Here is a 19534-nt window from a genome sequence, read left to right on the forward strand (position 1 = left end):
AGAGCTCGCCTTCCGCCGACGGCGAACCGGTACCGGAGTATGAGAGCCGAACAGTACGGCCGGGGGACGCGCGACGGGTAGCAGCGCCCGCACACTTCGCGTCATGACCACGATCAGCTACCCCGCCCGTCGATGGCACCGGCCGTTGCTGTGGACCGCGGCGGCGATGGCGGCACTCGCGCTGTGCTGTCTGTGCGCCGCGCCGTTCGACGACCGCCGCATCCTCGGTGAGTCGGTATGGCTCAAACCCGGCAAGTTCGGCATCGCGTTCTGCCTGTACACGCTGACCCTCGCGTGGCTGCTGTCGGTGCCGCACCGCGGTGCCCGCGTGACCTGGTGGGCGGGAACCGTTTTCGCCCTCACCGGCGTCGTGGACGTGGGTTTCATCGTGGTGCAGGCGGCACGCGGCACCTTCAGCCACTTCGACACCGAAACCGATGCGGTCAATTCGATCGGCCAGATGGTGTTCGCCTCCGGCGTACCGGGCCTGTTCGTCGCGAACCTCGTCGTCGCGGTGATCCTGTGCCGGCAGCGCGTCCTGGACCGTCCCACGAGCCGGGCCGTGCACGCCGGGCTCACCATCGCCGTCGCCGGGATGGCGCTCGGATATCTGATGGGCTTCACCGGCGAGCAGACGGTGCGTGACGCCCACGGCCGTCCGGTGCGGCTGGCCGCCGGCCATACGGTGACCGATACCGCCCTGCCCGTGCGCGACGGCGTGGGCGGTATGCCGATCACGCACTGGAGCACGATCGGCGGCGATCTGCGGATCCCGCATTTCGCGGGGCTGCACGGCATCCAATTCCTGCTCGCGGCGGTCGTGATCACGGCCTGGCTCGCGCGGCGGCGGCCCTGGCTGGACGAACGGGCGCGCGCCCGGTTGATCGGTGTCCTGGCCCTCGGCTACGCCGGGCTGGTGGCGCTGCTGTTGTGGCAGGCGCTGCGAGCGCAGCCGTTGATCCACCCCGACCGCGCCGCCGTGCTCGCATTCCTCGCACTGAGCGTGGTGACACTGGGCGCGGGCGCGGCCGTCGTGCGGCACGCTCAGCGCAGCCGCTCGGCGTCCTTGGCGAGTTCGACGAGATTGGCGGTCAAAGCGGCCAGCTCCGACGGGTCGGCGCCCTCGGCGACGGCGGTCGCGACATCCTCGGCCGCGCAGCGGGCGGCGAACCAGCGGTCGGCGAGATCGGCGGCCTCCTGAGCGCTCAGCACCACCGAATCCTCCGGAATACCGGTGCCCTCCAAACCCTTGCGATGTTCGTAGGCGCGCTGGCGGCAGGATTGCCGGCAGTATCGGCGGCGACGGCCGATTTCGGAATCGGCGATTTCCCGACCGCACCACAGACACGACGACAGCACACGGCGCGACATGACCCGACACCTTAGCCGTCCGCCCGGCACTCGCGCCCGGGCCACGCCGCAACCGGCGAATCGCCGCTACCGCCCGGGCCGGTCTCGGCCGGGCCCGGCCGAGACCGTAAAATACCCCGGTTGACCGTCGCGGGAACCGATCGGGCCGCCGGCGCGTTGATAGTCAAGTAGAACGTTGCCGACAGGCCAGAGAGGACCGCACACCATGGCAGATCGCGTACTCCGAGGTAGCCGGCTCGGAGCGGTGAGCTACGAGACGGACCGCGACCACGACCTGGCACCACGTCGAGTGGCGCGGTACCGGACCGACAACGGCGAGGAGTTCGACGTCCCGTTCGCCGACGACGCCGAAATCCCGCCGACCTGGCTGTGCCGTAACGGCCAGGAGGGCATCCTGATCGAGGGCACCACCCAGGAGCCCAAGAAGGTCAAGCCCCCGCGCACCCACTGGGACATGCTGCTGGAACGCCGCTCCAAGGAGGAGCTCGAGGAACTGCTGCAGGAGCGCCTCGAACTGCTCAAGACCCGGCGCGGCCGGTAGATCGAGTACACAGCGAAAGTCCCCTCGCACCGACCGGTGCGAGGGGACTTTCGCTTATCGGGACCGTCAGTGACTGGCCACCTTGCGGTACTGCAGCAACGCCAGCGGCACCGCGACGGCCAGAATCGCCACCGAACACGCCACCGCGTATTCCACGCAGTGGTCGACCGGCCAGCCGTGCGGGGCGGCGAAGGTCGGCGGTGAGCTGTTGGCGAACAGTTTCCGCCCGGACGCCGAGACCGCGGTGATCGGATTCCACTCCGCGATCGAGCGCAGCGGGCCGGGCAGCGTCTCGGCGGAGATGAAGGCCGAGGAGATGAACGTGACCGGGAACAGCCAGATCAGTCCCGCGCTCTGCGCGACCTCGACATTCGGCGCGATCAGCCCGGTCAGCGCGCCCACCCACGACATCGCGAACGCGAACAGCAGAATGATCGCGAACCCCAGGGCCGCATCGGCCACCGACCCGTTGATCCGCCATCCGACCAGATAGCCGCAGGCCACCATGACGGCCAGCGCCACCACGTTGACCACCGTGTCGGACAGGGTGCGCCCCATCAGCACCGCCATCCGCGACATCGGGAGCGTGCGCATCCGGTCGATGATGCCCTTCTGCAGGTCGTTGGCCAGGCCCACCGTCGTGAACGCCGCGTTGAACGCGACCGTCTGGGTGAAGATGCCGGCCAGCAGGAATTCGCGATACTGGCCGCCGCCCAGCGACGCCCCGAAGATGTAGGAGAACAGGAAGACGAACATCAACGGCTGGACCGTCGCGGTCACCAGCAGGGTCGGCACCCGCAGGATGGTCAGCAGGTTGCGGTAGGCGATGATCGCGCTGTCGCGGAACACCCGGACCGGCGCCGCGATGGTATGGACGTCGCTGTCGGTGTCGGGCCGCGTCACCGCCGCGTCGGTCTGCGTGGGTTCTGCCGCCGTCTCCGATTCGGCGACCGCCGCTTCGACGGTACTCACGACATGATCTCCTCTGCTACGTCTTCGGTTTCGGATTCCTCGATCGGCTCTGCGGGCGTGCCGGTCAGCGACAGGAACACATCGTCGAGGCTCGGCCGGGTCACCTCCGCATCCACCACACACACCCCCGCGTCGTCGAGCCGGCGCAGGGCTTCGACCATGGTCCGGGTGCCGTCGCCGACCACGATCGAGACGTGATCGGCTCCCGGCTCGTGGATCGGCTCGCCGAGGCCGACCTCGCTCAGCACGGATTTGGCCGGGCCCGGATCCTGCCCCTCGGCCAGAGTCACGGTGAGCCGGTCGCCGCCGATCGAGGTCTTCAGTTCGTCGGCGGAGCCGCGCGCGATCACGCGGCCCTTGTCGATCACCGTGATCCGGTCGGCCAGCTGATCGGCCTCCTCCAGATACTGGGTGGTCAGCAGCACGGTGGTGCCGTCGTCGACCAGATCGCCGATCACCTTCCACATGTCGAGCCGGCCGCGCGGGTCCAGGCCGGTGGTCGGCTCGTCGAGCACCACCACCGTGGGCCGGGCCACCAGCGCCCCCGCGAGGTCCAGGCGGCGGGCCATACCGCCGGAGTAGGTGCCCGCACGCCGCCCGGCCGCATGTTCCAACCCCAGCGCCGAGAGCAGTTCGGTCGCGCGCTCGGCGGACTTCTTGTGGTCCATGCCGTACAGCCGGGCCACCATCCGCAGGTTCTCGAATCCGGACAGATTCTCGTCGACCGCGGCGTACTGCCCCGAAAGCCCGATCCGGGTGCGCACCCGCGCCGGATGATGCACCACGTCGACCCCGGCGACCCGGACATTGCCGGAGGTCGGTTTCAACAGGGTGGTGACTATTCGGACCGTCGTCGTCTTACCGGCGCCGTTGGGACCCAGCAGACCCATCACGGTCCCCGACGGGATCTCCAGGTCGATGCCGTCGAGTACCCGCGCCTTACCGTAGGTCTTGACCAGATCGGTGACTTCCACTGCCAAACTCACAGCGTCTCCTCCGTGTCGCCGCCGGCGGCGGCCTCGAGTTGTTGCCGCAGCACCGGACCGATGACGGCCAGCGCTTCCGGTGTCGTCATGCCGGAATGCCGGCAGCGCAGTTTGCGGTCCTCGATCACACCCGTCACGAACGGTTCCCAGGCCGCGGCGCAGCGCTCCGGATCGGCGAGGTTGACCTCGTCGTCGGCGGCGGTGAAGAACAGCAGATCACCGTCGAAGACGCGCGGCCGGAATCCGTTGGCCTGCACCGTGCCGTTGGCGTATCCGGTGTAGAGCCGCTGCAGGTGGTCCATCGTCAGCGCCGCGAACGGGCCGGGCCGGCCGCGCAGCAACTCGGCCGCCTCCTCCAGGGTCAGGCCCGGATCCACGCCGTTGTCGCCGCCGAGCAGATCGCTGCCGAATTCGCCGATGATGTCGGCCACGCCCGGCATCGCCCGGTCGAGCCAGCGGTCGCCGAGCTGGTAGCTGTCCATCATCGCCAGCAGCGCCACCTGCCGGCCCGCCTCCTGCAGCTGCACCGCGATCTCATGGGCGATCAAACCACCCAGCGACCAGCCGAGCAGATGGTACGGGCCCTCCGGCTGCACCGAACGCATATGCGCGACATAGTCTTTCGCGGCCGCCCGGATCGAGTCGTGCTCCTGCTCGCCGGTGATGTGCGGCGCCTGCAACCCGTAGACCGGGCGGTCGCCGGGCAGATGCGCCAGCAGGCCCGCGTAGCACCACGACAGGCCGATCGCCGGGTGCACGCAGAACAGCGGCGGCAGCGTGGCCTCGGCGGCGGGGCGGATCGGCAGCAACGGCTGCATCGCGACCGCCAGCACATCCTCGCCGGAAGCCGCCAGCTGCCGGGCGATGCCGGCCGGGGTGGATTCGGCGAACATCAGCTGCACCGGCATCTCGACCCCCGCGGAACGCAGGTGTGCCACCACCTTCGTCGCCAGCAGCGAGTTGCCGCCCAGATCGAAGAACCCGTCGTCGACGCCGACCTTGTCGACTCCCAGCACCTCGGCGAACGCGTCGCAGACCGCCGTTTCCATCGGTCCCGACGGCGCGCGGTAGCCGTGCTCGGTGGCGAAGACCGGTTCGGGCAGCGCCTTGCGATCCAGCTTGCCCACCGGGCTCAGCGGCACCGACTCCAGCAGCATGATCGATTGCGGCACCATATAACTCGGCACCAGGCCGGCCACATGGGCGCGCAACTGCGCCGGCGTCGGATCGGTGCCGGTGCGCGGCTTCACATACGACACCAGCGCGGTGGCGCCCGCGGCGGTCCGGTGACCGATCGTGGTGGACCACTCGACCTGGGCGTGGCGGTGCAGTGCGGCGTCGATCTCGCCGAGTTCGATGCGGAAGCCGCGAATCTTGACCTGGTGGTCGGTGCGGCCCACGTACTCGAGTTCGAAGCGGCCACCGCGCTGCACCCAGCGCACCAGATCGCCGGTGCGGTACATGCGTTCGCCGGGCTTGCCGAACGGGTTGGCCACGAACCGCCCGGCGCTGAGCCCGGTGCGGTTGTGGTACCCGCGCGCCAGCGCCGGACCCGACAGGTACAGCTCGCCGACGACGCCGGCCGGGGTCGGATGCAGCCGCGGGTCCAGGACCGCCGCGTGCACACCGCGAATCGGTTCGCCGATGGTGATCGGCGCACCCGGCGCGATCGGCGGGGCCATCAGCGTCACGATGGTCGTCTCGGTCGGGCCGTACACGTTGTGCAGGTTCCGGCCGGGCGCCCACCGCGCCACCAGCTCCGGCGGCAGCGCCTCGCCACCGACGAGTACGTGCCGGAACGAGTCGAGTCCGGCCGGGTCCACCGTGCCGAGCGCGGCGGTGGTGATGAACGCGTGGGTGATGTCCTCTTCGGCCAGCAGCCGGGCGAGCTCCGCACCGCCGTAGAGCCCGGTCGGGGCGATGACCAGTGTCGCCGCCCCGCCCAGGGCGAACAGCAGATCGAGCATCGCCGCGTCGAAGCTCGGGGTGGCGAAGTGCAGCACCCGGCTGCCGGGCCGCACGTCGAACCGCTCGGCGGTTTCGGCGGCGAAGTTCGACAGACCGCCGTGGGTGACCACCACTCCCTTGGGGGTGCCGGTCGAACCGGAGGTGTAGATGACGTAGGCCGGGTTCTCGATCCGCAACCGGCCCCGCCGCTCCGCCGGGGCGATCGGCGCCTCGGAGGCGCGCAGCACGTGCTCCTGCAGGTCCGGTCCGTCCAGGTCCATCCATTCGGCGCCCGCGGGCATCCGCTCGCGGTGCGCGGCGAGCGTAATGCCCAGGGTGGCACCGGAATCGGTGAGCATGTGGGCGATGCGGTGTTCGGGATAGTTCGGGTCCACCGGCACGAACGCCGCACCGGCCTTGGCCACCGCCAGGGTCGTCGCCACCGACTCCATCGACCGCGGAATACCCACGGCGACAAGCATTTCCGGTCCGACCCCGAGGGAGATCAGCACCCGGGCCAGGCGGTTGGTCCACCGGTCCAGCGCACCGTAGCTGATCTCGGCGTCTTCGGTGCGCAGGGCGATCGCCCGCGGATCGGCGGCCACCGCGGCGGCGAAGACCTCGGGCAGCGTCCCCGGACGGCCGGCGAGCGCACCTCGCACGGGCGCCAGCGTCGACCATTCGGTGGGGTCGAGCAGCTCCAGATCGCCCACCGGCAGTTCCGGGTTCGCGGCCGCCGCCTGCAGCAGCCGGGCGAAGCGGGCGCCGAGGCGAGCGGCGCTGGTGTCGTCGAACAGGTCGCGGGCGAAATTCACCGAGACGGTGATCCCGGCCGGTTCCCGCTGCTCTGTCCACGATTCGGTGAGGGTGAATTGCAGATCGAATTTCGCGATCCCCGGATCGGCGTCGCACGCCTCGATCGTCAGCTCGGGCAGCTCCAGGCTGCGCACCGGCTGATTGCGCACCGACAGCATCACCTGGAACATCGGGTGATGCGCCTGCGAGCGCGCCGGATTGAGCACCTCGACCAGCCGCTCGAACGGCACATCCGCATGCGCGAACGCCTCGAGGTCGGTGTCGCGGACCGCCCGCAGCAGATCCGCGAAGGTCTGTGCGCCGCTGACCGGCGTGCGCAGCACCAGCGTGCCGACGAACATGCCGACCATCGCGTCGAGGGCCTGCTGCCCGCGTCCGGCGATCGGGGTGCCGACGGTGATGTCGTGCTCGGCGCTGATCCGGTGCAGGAGCGAGGCCAGCGCGGCGTGCAGGACCATGAACATGGTGACGCCGTGGCGGGCGGCGATGGCCTGCAGTTCGCGATGGGTGACGGCATCGAGGACGCAGTCCACCGTGCCCCCGCGATAGCTCGGCGTCGCCGGGCGACGCCGGTCGGTGGGCAGCGGCAGCAGTTCGGGAATGCCGCTCAGTGCCTCGCGCCAGTAGTCGAGCTGGCGGCTGATCGGCGATTCCGGATCGTCCTCGGCGCCCAGGGTGTCCTGCAGCCACAGCGTGTAATCGGCGTACTGGACGGGCAACTCGGCCCATTCCGGCGCCGACCCGGCCGCATACGACCGGTACGCACCGGCGATATCGGCGGCCAGCGGCTCCAGCGACCAGCCGTCCATCGCGATGTGGTGGACCACCAGCACCAGGACGTGATCGTCGGCGGCGATCCGCAGCAGCTGCGCGCGCAGCGGTGCGGTGGAGGCGAGATCGAATCCGGCCGCCGCGAAAGTCCGTACGGCGCCGGTGATTTCGCCCTCGTCGACGTCTACCACCGGTAGCGCCACCGCGGCCTCGCCGGGGGCGAGCACCCGCTGGTGGGGCTCGCCGTCGACCTCCGGGAAGACCGTGCGCAGCGTTTCGTGACGCCGCTGCACCGCATGCAGGGCCGCGTGCAACGCCGCCACATCCAACGCGCCGTGCATGCGCAAAGCGACCGGCACGTTGTAGACGCCGGACAGATCCTCGGCCGAGGAGGCGTTGAACCGGTTGAGGAACCACAGCCTCCGCTGCGCCGCCGAGAGCGGCACCCGGGCGGGGCGCTCGCGCCGCGTCAGAGCGGGGCCGTGGCCGCCGTCGCGGGCGCCGCCGTCGAGCAGGGCGGCGAGTTCGGCGACGGTCGGGGCGCCGAAGACCGAACGCACCTGCACCCGCACCCCGGTGGCATCGCTGAGCCGGGCCACCAATTGCGTTGCCAGCAGCGAGTTTCCGCCGATCTCGAAGAAGTTGTCGTCGGCGCCGACGGATTCGGCGCCGATCAGCTCGGCCATCACGTGCGCGACCAGACGTTCGGTATCGGTGCGCGGTTCCCGCGCCGTGGTGGTGATCTGCTGCGGTTCCGGCAGCGCGTCCCGGTCGAGTTTGCCGACCGGGGTCAGCGGAATCCGCTCCAGCACGGTGACGCTGCTGGGCACCATATGCGCCGGCAGATGCGCGGCCACATGGTCTCGCAACGCCTCCACATCGAGTTCGGCGCCGGGCTCGGCGGGCAGCACATAGGACACGATCCGCGGTGTGCCGGCGATCGTGCGCACCTCGGTGTGGGCGAAACGCAGCGCCGGGTGCGCGGCCAGCACCTCGGTGATCTCACCGAGTTCGATACGGAAACCACGCAGTTTCACCTGGTGGTCGCTGCGGCCGAGGTAGACGATCTCGCCGTCGGCGCGCCACCGCACCACATCGCCGGTGCGGTACATGCGCGCGCCGTCCGGTCCGTACGGGTCGGCGACGAATCGCGCCGCGCTGAGGTCGGGGCGCTCGAAGTAGCCGCGCGCGACCGACTGGCCACCGAGATACAACTCGCCCGGGACGCCGACCGGGACGGGCCGCAGCCGCTCGTCGAGCACGACCGCATGCACCCCGCGCACCAGCGAGCCGATGGTCACCTGGTCGCCGATTGCGAGCGGACCCGCGATCGTGACCACGATGGTCGTCTCGGTCGGCCCGTAGCCGTTGAACAGCATCCGGCCCGGCGCCCACCGCTCGATCAGATCCGTGCCGAGCGCTTCGCCGCCGACCATGATCGAGCGCAGATGTGGCAGCGGCCAGCGCCGGTGGTCGATGGTGGCCAGTGCGGAGGTGGTCATGAAGGTGTGGCTGATGCGTTCGCGATCCATCAGCGCGGCCAGCTCGTCGCCGCCGTAGATATCGGGCGGGCAGATCACCATGGTGGCGCCCGCGCCGATCGTCAGCAGCAGATCCAGCATCGCCGCATCGAAACTCGGGCTCGCGAAGTGCAGGGTGCGGGCGTCACGGTCGACGCGCATCCGTTCGCGGATCTCGTCGGCGAAGTTCGACAGTCCGGCGTGGGTGACGGCCACGCCCTTGGGCTTTCCGGTCGAACCGGAGGTGTAGATCAGGTAGGCCAGATCGGTCGTCCACGCCGTGCGCAGCCGTTCGCCACCGGTGATCGTGCGCTCGTCCTGGGCGTCGAGTTCGGCGCACAGCACCGGGTCGTCGAGCAGCAACCACTCGGTGGCCGGCCCCGAGCCGTTGCCCGCGGTGGCACGGATCAGCCGATCCCGGTGGGCGGTCACCGACAGTCCGATCGCACATCCGGAATCGGTGAGCATGTGCCGGACGCGGTCGGCCGGATAATTCGGATCGACGGGGACGAACGCGGCACCCGATTTGGTGACGGCCAAGGCGGCGGCCACCGATTCGATCGAGCGGGTCAGCCCGATGGCCACCCGGTCGCCGCTGCCGACGCCGCGAGCGATGAGGGCGCGGGCGAGCCGATTCGAACAGCGCTCCAACTCGGCGTAGCTGAGCTCGTCGTCTCCGCTGCGGATCGCGGTGCGGTGCGGATGCAGGTGCGCGGTGGCGGTGAAGTAGTTCGCCAGGCTGCACTGCGGGGTGGCGGCCGGGCCGCGGCGCGGGGTGAACTCCATGCGTTCGACGTCGGTGCGGGCGTCGATGTCGCGCACCGGAATCCGCGCATCGGCGCTGACCGACTCCAGCACCAGCAGCAGCCGCTCGGCCAGCGTGCGCACCGTGTCCTCGTCGAAAAGTTCCGCGGCGTAGACCATTTCGAGGTCCCGGGTATCGGCGGGCACCCGCAGTTCCAGATCGAACTTGGCCACCGCGATGTCGAGTTCCTCCGCGCGCAACCGCAGGCCGGGCAATTCCAGGGCCGGCGGCGTGGTGTCCTGCACGGTAAGCGCGACCTGCAGCAGCGGCCGCCGTCCGCCGTTGGCGCGGCCGAGTTCCTCGACGATGCGCTCGAACGGCAGTTCCGCGTGCGACATGGCGGAGAGTTCACCGTCACGGTCGGCGCGCAGCTGATCGGCGAAGGTGTGGTCGGGGTCGACATCCGAACGCAGCATCAGGGTGTTGACGAACATGCCGACCAGGTCGTCGAGGCGGGTGTCGCCCCGCCCGGCCACCGGCGTGCCGATGACGATGTCGCGGCCGCCGGTGACGACGCGCAGCACCACCGCCAGCGCCGAGCGCAACACCATGAACAGGCTCACGCCCTGCGCGCGGGCCAGCTCCTCGAGCCGCTCCCGCACCTCTTCCGGCATCCGGATCCGCACGGTGCCGGCGCTATTGGTCGGCTCGGCCGGGCGCGGCCGGTCGTAGGGCAGCGGCAGCTCCTCCGGCAGGCCCTCGAGGGTTTCGCGCCAGAACCGCAGCTGCACGGCCGCGGCGCTGGCCGGATCGGATTCGTCGCCGAGGCATTCGCGTTGCCACAGACTGAAATCGGCGTACTGCACCGGCAGCGGCGCCCAGGCGGGAGCCGCCCCGCCGCGGCGCGCGGTGTAGGCGACCATCAGATCGGTGGTGAGCGGTCCCAGCGACCAGCCGTCCGCGGCGATGTGATGGACCACGATGCCCAGCTGATAGGTGCGAATCCCGGTGCGCAGCACAGTCATTCGCAACGGAATCTCCCGGGTGAGATCGAATCCGCGTTGGGCGAGGCCGCGCAGCGCCACCCGAGCGCCGTGATCGTCGGTCACCACGGGTTCCAGCACCGGCAGGCAGCGGTCGGAGTCGAGGACCAATTGGTACGGACCGGCCTGATCCTCGGGGAAGATCGTGCGTAGCACCTCGTGCCGGTCGACCAGATCGGCCACCGCGGCACGCAGAGCGGGCAGATCCGGATCACCGTCGATGCGCAACGCGAAAGCGATGTTGTAGGCACTGGATTCGGGCGCGTAGCGGTTCAGGAACCACATCCGCTGCTGCGGCAGCGACAGCGGAATCCGGCCGGGGCGTGGGTCGTACCGCGTCAGCGCCACCCGGTTCGTGCGCGGCGCGTGTTCCAGGTGCGCCGCGACACCGGCCACGGTGGGCGTTTCGAAAATGGCCCGGACCGGCAGTTCGACGCCGAATTCGGTGTGCAGTGCGGCGGTGAGCCGCGTGGCCAGCAGCGAGTTGCCGCCGGCGTCGAAGAAGCTGTCCTCGGCGCCCGGTACGGCGTGGCCGAGCACCGTGGCGAAGACCTGCGCGACCCGCTGTTCCAGTTCCGACTCCGGCGCCCGGGACGGTCCGGCGGAGGTGAAGACCGGCGCGGGCAGCGCCTTACGGTCGACCTTGCCCGCCGGAGTCACCGGCACCCGGTCCAGCACCGTGATCGCCGCGGGAACCATATAGGCGGGCAGGTGGCGGCGCGCGGTCTCGAGCACCTCGGCCGGATCGATCTCGGTGTCGGCGGCCAGATAGGAGGCCAGCCGGGCGGCACCGTGCTCACCGGTGTGCACGACGGTCATCGCGAACCGCACACCCGGATGCGCACGCAGCACATGGTCGATTTCGCGCAGTTCGATGCGGAAGCCGCGGATCTTCACCTGATCGTCGGCGCGGCCCAGGAAGCGCAACACACCGTTGCCGTCGGTCGTCACCAGATCGCCGGTGCGGTACATGCGCTCGCCGCGGCGACCGTGCGGATTCGCCGGGAACCGGGCGGCGGTCAGGCCGTGGCGGCCCAGATAGCCGCGCGCCAGGCCGGGTCCGGAGATGTACAACTCCCCCGCGACACCGGGCGGAACCGGACGCAACCGGTTGTCCAGGATGAACAATCGCATCCCACGCACCGGCTTGCCGATGGGGACGGGACGGCCCGCGACCATCGGATCGCTGGCGGTGGCGGCGACGGTGGCCTCGGAGGGGCCGTACATGTTGTGCATGCGCCGCCCGGCGGTCCAGGTGCGGACCAGATCCTCGGGGCATGCGTCACCGCCGACGATGACGGCCTCGAGATCGTCGAGGCCGTCCGGGGATACGGTCGCCAGCGCGGCCGGGGTGATGAACGCGTGGGTGATCCGCTCGTCGCGCAGCAGCCGCGCGAGCTCGGCGCCACCGTAGAGTCCGGCCGGCGCGACCACGATGGTGGCGCCCGCGGCGAAGCCCAGCAGCAGTTCGAGCACCGAGGCGTCGAACGAGGGCGAAGAGAAGTGCAGCGTGCGCGCCGTGTCGCTGACCCGGAACAGGTGCATCTGCTCGTGCGCCAGCGAGGCGATACCGCCGTGGGTGACCACGACCGCCTTGGGCCGGCCGGTCGAGCCGGAGGTGTAGATCAGATACGCCGGATGCGAAATACGCAGCGGCAGTGGGCGATCCCGGTTGGTTATCGGCGCGGACGAGACCCGCGCGAGAGCGTCGGTGAGGACGCCCGAATCCATCAGCAGCCAGTCGGCGCCCTGTTTGCGGTGGCGCCCGCGATGCATCGGACGCTCCGGCATGGCGGCGTGGCTGCGGGCGTCGGTCACGCCGAGCATCGCACCGGAATCGGCGAGCATGTGCTCGATACGTTCGGCGGGGTAGCCGGGGTCGACCGGCACATAGGCGGCACCGGTCTTGGCGACCGCCCAGATCGCGGTGATCGAGGCCAGGCTGCGCGGCAGCGCGATCGCGACCACCACCTCGGGGCCGGCACCGTGTTCGATCAGCACCCGGGCCAGCCGGTTGGAGGCCTCGTCGAGCTCCCGGTAGGTGGTGTCGCGGCCCCGGTATCGGACCGCCACCAGCTCCGGGACCCGTTCCGCGGTTTCGTGCAGCAGCCGCGCCAGGCTCAGCGGTGGCACGCCGGGCGCGCCCGCGATCGGCACCAGTTTGCCGACCTCCCGCGCGTCGAGAATCGGCAGATCACCGACCGGGGTCTCCGGCGCGCCGACCGCGGCATCGAGCAGCCGGACGAAACGCCGCGCCACCGACTCGACCGTGGAGTGGTCGAAAACGTCGGCGGCATAACCGAATTCGGCGGTCAGCGGGCCGTCCTCGGCGTCGGCGGCATCGCTGTCGTGGACGATCAGTTGCAGATCGAATTTCGCGACGCCGACATCCATCGGCAGCACCCGCGCGCTGAGACCGGGCAGGTCGACCCGCAGTTCGGGGTTGTTCTCGTAGGAGAGCATCACCTGGAACAGCGGATGCCGGCCCGCGTCGCGAGAGGGGTTGACGACCTCGACCAGCCGCTCGAACGGCACATCGGCGTTGGCGAAGGCGTCGAGGTCGGTTTCACGGACGCGGTCGAGCATGCGATCGAATCCGGTGGCGGGGTCCACCTCGGTGCGCAGCACCAGGGTGTTGACGAACATGCCGACCAGGTCGTCGAGCGCCGGATCGGAGCGGCCCGCGATCGGAGTGCCGATGGCGATATCGGCGGTGCCGCACAGGCGTGAGAGCAGGCTCGCCAGGGCGGCATGCATGATCATGAACGTGCTGACGCCGCGCTCGGCCGCAACCGCGGCCACCGCGCGGCGGGTTTCGGCCGGAATCGTGAATTCAACTCGGCCACCGGCGGTGTCGCGCTGACGCGGGCGCGGGCGATCGAGCGGAAGGTCCAGCTGATCGGGGAGGTCGGCCAGGGCGGTGCGCCAGTAGGCCAGCTGCCGCGCCAGCGCGCTGGTGGGGTCGGTCTCGTCCCCCAGCAGTTCGCGCTGCCACAGGGCGAAATCGGCGTACTGCACCGGCAGCGGCGCCCACTGCGGTGCCTGCCCCGTGGTCCGCGCGGCGACCGCACCCATCAGATCGCGGGCCAGCGGCGCCACCGACCAGCCGTCGCCGCAGATGTGGTGCAGGACCACCAGGAAGATGTGTTCGTCGGGCCCGGTCGCATACAGCGCCACCCGGATCGGCGCCTGACTGCGCAGATCGAAGCCGTATCCGGCGTATTCGGTGGCCAGGGCCAGCGCGTCGGCACCGGTGGTGTCGATCGGCTCGAGGTTCAGCGGGATTTCGGCGGCCGGGTGGATCACCTGGACCGGGCCGGTCGGCGAATCGGGGAAGGTGGTGCGCAGGCTCTCGTGCCGGTCGAGCACATCGAGCAGCGCGGCGCGCAGCACCTCGACCTCGAGCGGTCCGCTCAGCTCGACGGCCAGCGGCATGTTGTAGGCGCCGGCGTGTTCGGCGAAGCGGTTGAGGATCCACAGCCGCTGCTGAGCGAGCGAGAGCGGAATGCGTTGCGGCCGTGGGCCGGCCACCAGTTTCGGGGAGGACCGGTCGACGCCGTGCGCGCCGATCCGTTCGGCGAGCTGGGCGACCGTCGGCGACTCGAACAGATCCCGGATGGTCAGTCCGGAACCGAAGGCGGCGTTGATCCGGGCCACGGCCCGGGCGGCCGACAGCGAATTGCCGCCGAGGTCGAAGAAGCTGTCCTCGACGCCGAGGCTCGCACCGCCGAGGACCTCGGTGACGAGGGCGGCCAGTTGACGTTCGGTGGCCGTGCGCGGTTCGACGATGCCGTCGCCACCGCGGCGCGCGGGCGCCTCCGGTGCGGGCAGCGCCTTGCGGTCGATCTTTCCGTTGGCGCTCAACGGCAATTCGTCCAGCACGACGACCACCGTCGGCACCATGTACCCGGGCAGGACGCCGCGCAGGTCGGCGATCAGCGCGGTGCTGTCGACGGTGTGTCCCGGTGCGGCCACCACGTAACCGACCAGTTCGTCACCGGCCGGGGTGGTGTGGGCGACGCAGACCGCGCGGGCGATCCGCTCGTCGGCCAGCAGCGCCGCCTCGACCTCGCCCAGCTCGATCCGCTGCCCGCGGATCTTCACCTGAAAGTCACTGCGTCCCAGATATTCCAGGGCCGCGGGCAACCGGTCGGCACCGGTGGCGGGCGGGATCGGATCCATCCGCCAGCGCACCAGGTCGCCGGTGCGATACATGCGCGTGCCGGGGGTGAACGGATTGGCCACGAAGCGATCCGCGGTCAGGCCGGGCCGGCCCAGATAGCCGCGGGCCAGCTGCACGCCGGCCAGGTACAATTCGCCGACCACGCCGGGCGCGACCGGCCGCAAGGTCTCGTCGAGGACGTAGACCTGGGTGTTCCACACCGGCGCGCCGATCGGGATGACGTCGTTCTCCGGCGCGCACGCCCAGTAGGTGACGTCGACGGCCGCCTCGGTGGGCCCGTACAGGTTGTGCAGCTGCGCCCCACCGGCCGATGCCGCCGATCCGGACCGTCGCGCACCGGGAACCGTGGCGTGAAAATCGCGGACGGTCGCAGCCGGCAGCGCCTCACCGCTGCAGAACACCCGGCGCAGTCCGCCGCAGCCGCGCACGTCGGTGTCGGTGACGAAGACCGACAGCATCGACGGCACGAAATGGGCAGTGGTCACGTTCTTTTCGGCGATGATCCGCGCGAGATAGGCCGGATCGCGGTGGCCGTCCGGCGCGGCGATCACCAGCCGCGCGCCGATCTGCAACGGCCAGAAGAACTCCCACACCGACACATCGAAGGTCGCGGGAGTCTTCTGCAGGACGGTGTCGCTGTCGTCGAGTGGATACCGGTGCTGCATCCACGCCAGGCGGTTCACGATGGCGGCGTGGGTGATGCCGACGCCCTTGGGTTTACCGGTCGAGCCGGAGGTGAAGATCACGTAGGCCAGGTGGTCGCGGCGCAGGGGTGCGCGCCGGTCGGCGTCGGTGATCGGCGGTTCGGCGCCGGACTCGTCGGTGCCGAGTTCCTGAACGTCGATCACCGCGACCGATGCGGGGAAGTCCACCTCGTCCCGGGCCGCGGTCAGCACGCACAGCGGCGCGGCCTGTTCGAGGATGTGCGCGGTGCGCTCGGCCGGATGATCGGGATCGATCGGCAGATAGGCCGCCCCCGCACGCACGATCGCGTACATGCCGACCACCAGGTCGAGGCTGCGCCGCATGGCCAGGCCCACAACCGTGTCGGGTCCGGCACCGCGGGCGATCAGCATGCGGGCCAGCCGGTCCGCACGCTGCCGTAGCTGTTCGTAAGTCAGTGTGTCGCCGTCGAATTCGACTGCGATCGCATCCGGCGTCGCCCGCGCCTGCGTGCCGAACAGGTCGGCGAGCGTGCCCGGCCGCTCCGGTACCGCGGTCGCATTCCACTGCCGCAGCACCTCGTCGCGTTCGGCGTCGGTGATCACCGGCACCGCCGCGACCGGATCGGCCGGATCGGCGGTCACAAAGCGGTTCAGGTAGCCGAGGAACCGCTCGTGGTGGCGCGCCAGTTCGGCCGTGCCGTAGAGCTGCGGGTTGGCCTCGAAATCGACGTGGATGCGCCCGCCCTCGCCGTTGTAGAGGTTGATCGACAGATCCTCGACCGGTCCGGTCGACAGCACGTTCAACGAGCCGACGAAGCTGCCGAAGTTCAATTCGCTGTGGAACAGCATGATGTTGACCATCGGCCCGAAGAAGCCGCGGGCATCGCGTGAATAACCGCAGTCGCGTCTGATGTCGTCGTGGCGGTAACGCTGGTGCCGCAGGGCGCCGGTGATCTGCAGTTCGGTGGCCTTGACCACGTCGGAAACCGTGGTGCCGGCATCGAATCGCACCCGGATGGGCACCACGTTCGACACGACACCCGCGGAGCGGCGCAGCGCGACCGTGGTCCGCGCCGACATCGGCAGGCTCAGCACCACATCGGAGGTGCCGGTCACCGCGCGCACGTACCCGGCCAGCGCCGCGACCACCAGCGCGGAGTTCTGCGTAGCGAAAGTGGTTGCGGCGGTAGCGAGTTCGGCTTCGGTCTCGGCGTCGAGCACGGCCGCGGCGATGCGCCGGCCGGGATCCGGCGTGGACGAGGCGATCCCCGACGACGACAGGGTCAGGGGCTCGCCCACCCCTGCGAGCTGCTCCCGCCAGTACTCCCGGTCGGCGCGGTAGCGGCTCGACTCCCGGTACTGCGACTCCCCGGCGTAGATCTCGGCCAGCGAGGCGGCCCGCGAGACCGACGGCTCGGTGTGTTTCTCCAGCGCGGTGTAGATCTCGGCGGTGCGGGTGAGCGCGTTCATGGCGCCGTAGCCGTCGATGACGATGTGGTGAGCGCGGCAGTACCAGATGTAGTCCTGGTCACCGAGGCGCAGGACGACGTTGATGGTCAACGGCTCGTGTTCGATATCGATCGGGCTGCTGGCGTGCTCGTTCATCCATCGCAGCGCCGCCGCGCGCGGATCGGGTTCCTGGCGCAGGTCTATCCGGGCCCAGCCGGGCCGATGCGCCGAATCCACTACCTGCTGCGGCACACCGTCGATTTCCACGACGCGCAGCTGGCCCACCTGGGATTCCGCGCCGAACCGCTCGATGGAGTAGAGCAGCCGGCCCACGTCGAGATCACCGTGAATGTCCACGTATTGCGCGATGGTCAGTGGCACATCGGGTCGAATCCGCTGCGCGTACCACAGGGCGGTTTGCGCCGGTGACAGAGCGAAGGGTTGTGCTGAGAATTCGCCGGAAGCACATTGGTCGACACGATCGGTGGCCAATGAACTCATCAAACACTCCGTTCTGCCGCTGTATACGCAACTCCCCGGTCCCCGTCCGCGAGCGGAAAAGCGCGCGCCAGCGGGAGGACGTGATCCACGCCCTATGATTCGGAGCCCTGTTGCGGCCGGACTGGTAACGATGTCGTGATCTTCGGCCGCGAACACCTCAGGCAGATAAAGCAATTGGACAGCTATTTCACCGCAAACAACGGCCTAGCAGCTCAGCGTGCCCGTCGACGGCAGGAGCGACGGCGCGACGTAGCCGGTGACGCAACCGGCCGGCGAATGCGATCGGACGGCCCGCGAAATCGAGGTTGTGAGAAATGCCGATTCGCGGGTATACGCGATGTGTGATTGTCCGGAACAGCTGCGGCGGCCGTCAATCGAATGCCGGATCGCCGGTGACGTCCTCATCGGCACGACGAGTCGAACGCGTCGTTCGCCACCGAGTAGCCGCGACCAGGGCGACGGCCGCAGCAAGAATACACAACATCCGTTCCGGCAGGGGTCCCATCGCGGTCGCGGGTGTCGTTTCGCTGCGCAACGGCAACGTCGCCTCGAGTGCGGCGGGCACGAATTTCCCGGTGTGCTGGCGCACCGTGCCGTCGGCGGTGACGACCGCGCTGACACCGGTGGTCGCGGCGACCACGAGCGCCCGGCCGTGTTCGACTGCCCGCACCCGCGACATGGCCAACTGCTGATAGGTCATATCGCTGTCGCCGAAGGTGGCGTTGTTCGTCGGCACGGTGAGCAACTGCGCGCCGGCGCGCAGCGAATCCTCGAACGCCCGGTCGAAGGCGACCTCATAGCAGGTCGCCACGCCGATCGCGACCATCGGCCCACCGCCGGCCGAGCGGGCGTGCACGACCCCGTCGCCGTGGCCCGGTACGAAGTAGCCGGCGCGGTCGGCGTAGTCGGAGAAGTGCCGGAAGAAGCCACGATAGGGCAGGTATTCGCCGAAAGGCTGGATGATCTTCTTGTCGTGGCGCTCCCCCGGCCCGTCGGCGTCCCACACGATCACCGAATTGGTGGTGGTGCGGTCGTCGTTGACGAGTACGGCGCCCACCAGGATCGGGGCGTGGATGTCGCGGGAGGCGGCGGTGATCTCGTCGTAGGCGTCGGAATTGCGCAGCGGGTCGATATCGGAGGAATTCTCCGGCCAGATCACCACATCCGGCTGGGCGGCGGTCCCGGCGGCGACCGCGCGGGCCAGTTCCTCGGTACGGCGAATGTGATTGTCCAGCACGGCCCGGCGCTGGGCGTTGAAGTCCAGGCCCAGCCGCGGCACGCTGCCCTGGATAGCGGCGACCGTGATCGACCGGTCTCCGTCGTCCGGGGCGGGCAGCGCGGTCCGGAGGATCACTCCGGTAATCGGGATAATAGCCACAACCGTTGCGAGAGTGATAATTACGACCGCACGCGGTTGGTATGCCTGCGGGCGCAACCGAAGCAGAAGCGCCGCCAGAACGGTTCCGGTCAGGGCCACCGCGAAGCTCACCACCGGCGCGCCACCGAGCCAGGCCAGCGGCAGGTACCAGCCGTCGGCCTGCCCGAAAGCGAGTCGGCCCCACGGAAATCCGCCGAACGGAAAGCTGGAGCGTCCCCATTCGGTGAGAGTCCACATCAGCGCGACCCATACCGGCCAGCCCGGCAGGGGGCACACCAGCCGCGACAGCAGCCCGAACAAGCCGACATACACCGCGCATGCTGTCGAGAGCGCCAGCCACGGCACCGGGCCGACGTAGATGCCGGTCCACGGCAGCAACGGCAGGAAGAACGCGAGCCCCGCCAGCAGTCCGTAGCCGAAGCCGCCGCGCAACCTCGCCGCGTCCCGCACCGTCAGGGTGAGGATCGCGATCCCGATCGGCGCGAGATACCAGCAGGTACGCGGCGGAAAGCTCGCGAACACCAACAGCCCGGCGACGACAGCGGCCCCGATCCTCCCCCATACCCGCCACGTCACGCCCAGCACCGCGCCAGCCTACTGGGATAGCGCGCGGTTCCCGCCGGCCGGGGCTCCGCGGCGGCGGCGA

The 19534-nt window shown here is 69.9% G+C and carries 6 protein-coding genes; 1 reads left to right on the forward strand and 5 read right to left on the reverse strand.

The window, feature by feature from the left end; all coding sequences use genetic code 11:
* Positions 1-1044: 1044 nt before the first annotated feature.
* Complete coding sequence (locus ACPCUW_RS25960) at positions 1045-1371, reverse strand: hypothetical protein (protein WP_082856969.1); 327 nt, start codon at positions 1369-1371, stop codon at positions 1045-1047.
* Between the two features lie 205 nt (positions 1372-1576).
* Here ACPCUW_RS25960 and ACPCUW_RS25965 point away from each other — a divergent pair, with 205 nt between their 5' ends.
* Positions 1577-1912: an RNA polymerase-binding protein RbpA gene (locus ACPCUW_RS25965; RefSeq protein WP_030517018.1), complete on the forward strand. Its 336-nt coding sequence runs from the start codon at positions 1577-1579 to the stop codon at positions 1910-1912.
* 66 nt (positions 1913-1978) lie between these two features.
* On the opposite strand, the gene ACPCUW_RS25970 is transcribed toward ACPCUW_RS25965, so the two are convergent.
* The 4 genes from ACPCUW_RS25970 to lnt form a co-directional block, all read right to left on the reverse strand.
* Complete coding sequence (locus ACPCUW_RS25970) at positions 1979-2761, reverse strand: ABC transporter permease (RefSeq protein ID WP_423427813.1); 783 nt, start codon at positions 2759-2761, stop codon at positions 1979-1981.
* A gap of 119 nt (positions 2762-2880) precedes the next feature.
* On the reverse strand, positions 2881-3870 hold the full coding sequence (locus tag ACPCUW_RS25975) for an ATP-binding cassette domain-containing protein (protein WP_063013557.1): 990 nt from the start codon (positions 3868-3870) through the stop codon (positions 2881-2883).
* Entirely contained in the window at positions 3867-17510 is a 13644-nt protein-coding gene (locus ACPCUW_RS25980) for an amino acid adenylation domain-containing protein (protein ID WP_423427695.1), read from the reverse strand. Before ACPCUW_RS25980 ends, ACPCUW_RS25975 begins: the two co-directional genes overlap by 4 nt.
* Positions 17511-17880: 370 nt before the next feature.
* Positions 17881-19470: an apolipoprotein N-acyltransferase gene (gene lnt, locus ACPCUW_RS25985; protein ID WP_423427815.1), complete on the reverse strand. Its 1590-nt coding sequence runs from the start codon at positions 19468-19470 to the stop codon at positions 17881-17883.
* Positions 19471-19534 lie beyond the last annotated feature (64 nt).

This window comes from Nocardia sp. AB354 (assembly GCF_049538315.1).
In the GTDB taxonomy this organism is placed as follows: domain Bacteria; phylum Actinomycetota; class Actinomycetes; order Mycobacteriales; family Mycobacteriaceae; genus Nocardia; species Nocardia nova.

Excerpts from the sequence above, each read along its gene's own strand:
- ACPCUW_RS25960 (WP_082856969.1), bottom strand. The coding sequence starts at position 1,371 with ATGTCGCGCCGTGTGCTGTCGTCGTGTCTGTGGTGCGGTCGGGAAATC.
- ACPCUW_RS25980 (WP_423427695.1), bottom strand. The coding sequence starts at position 17,510 with ATGAGTTCATTGGCCACCGATCGTGTCGACCAATGTGCTTCCGGCGAA.
- ACPCUW_RS25965 (WP_030517018.1), top strand. The coding sequence starts at position 1,577 with ATGGCAGATCGCGTACTCCGAGGTAGCCGGCTCGGAGCGGTGAGCTAC.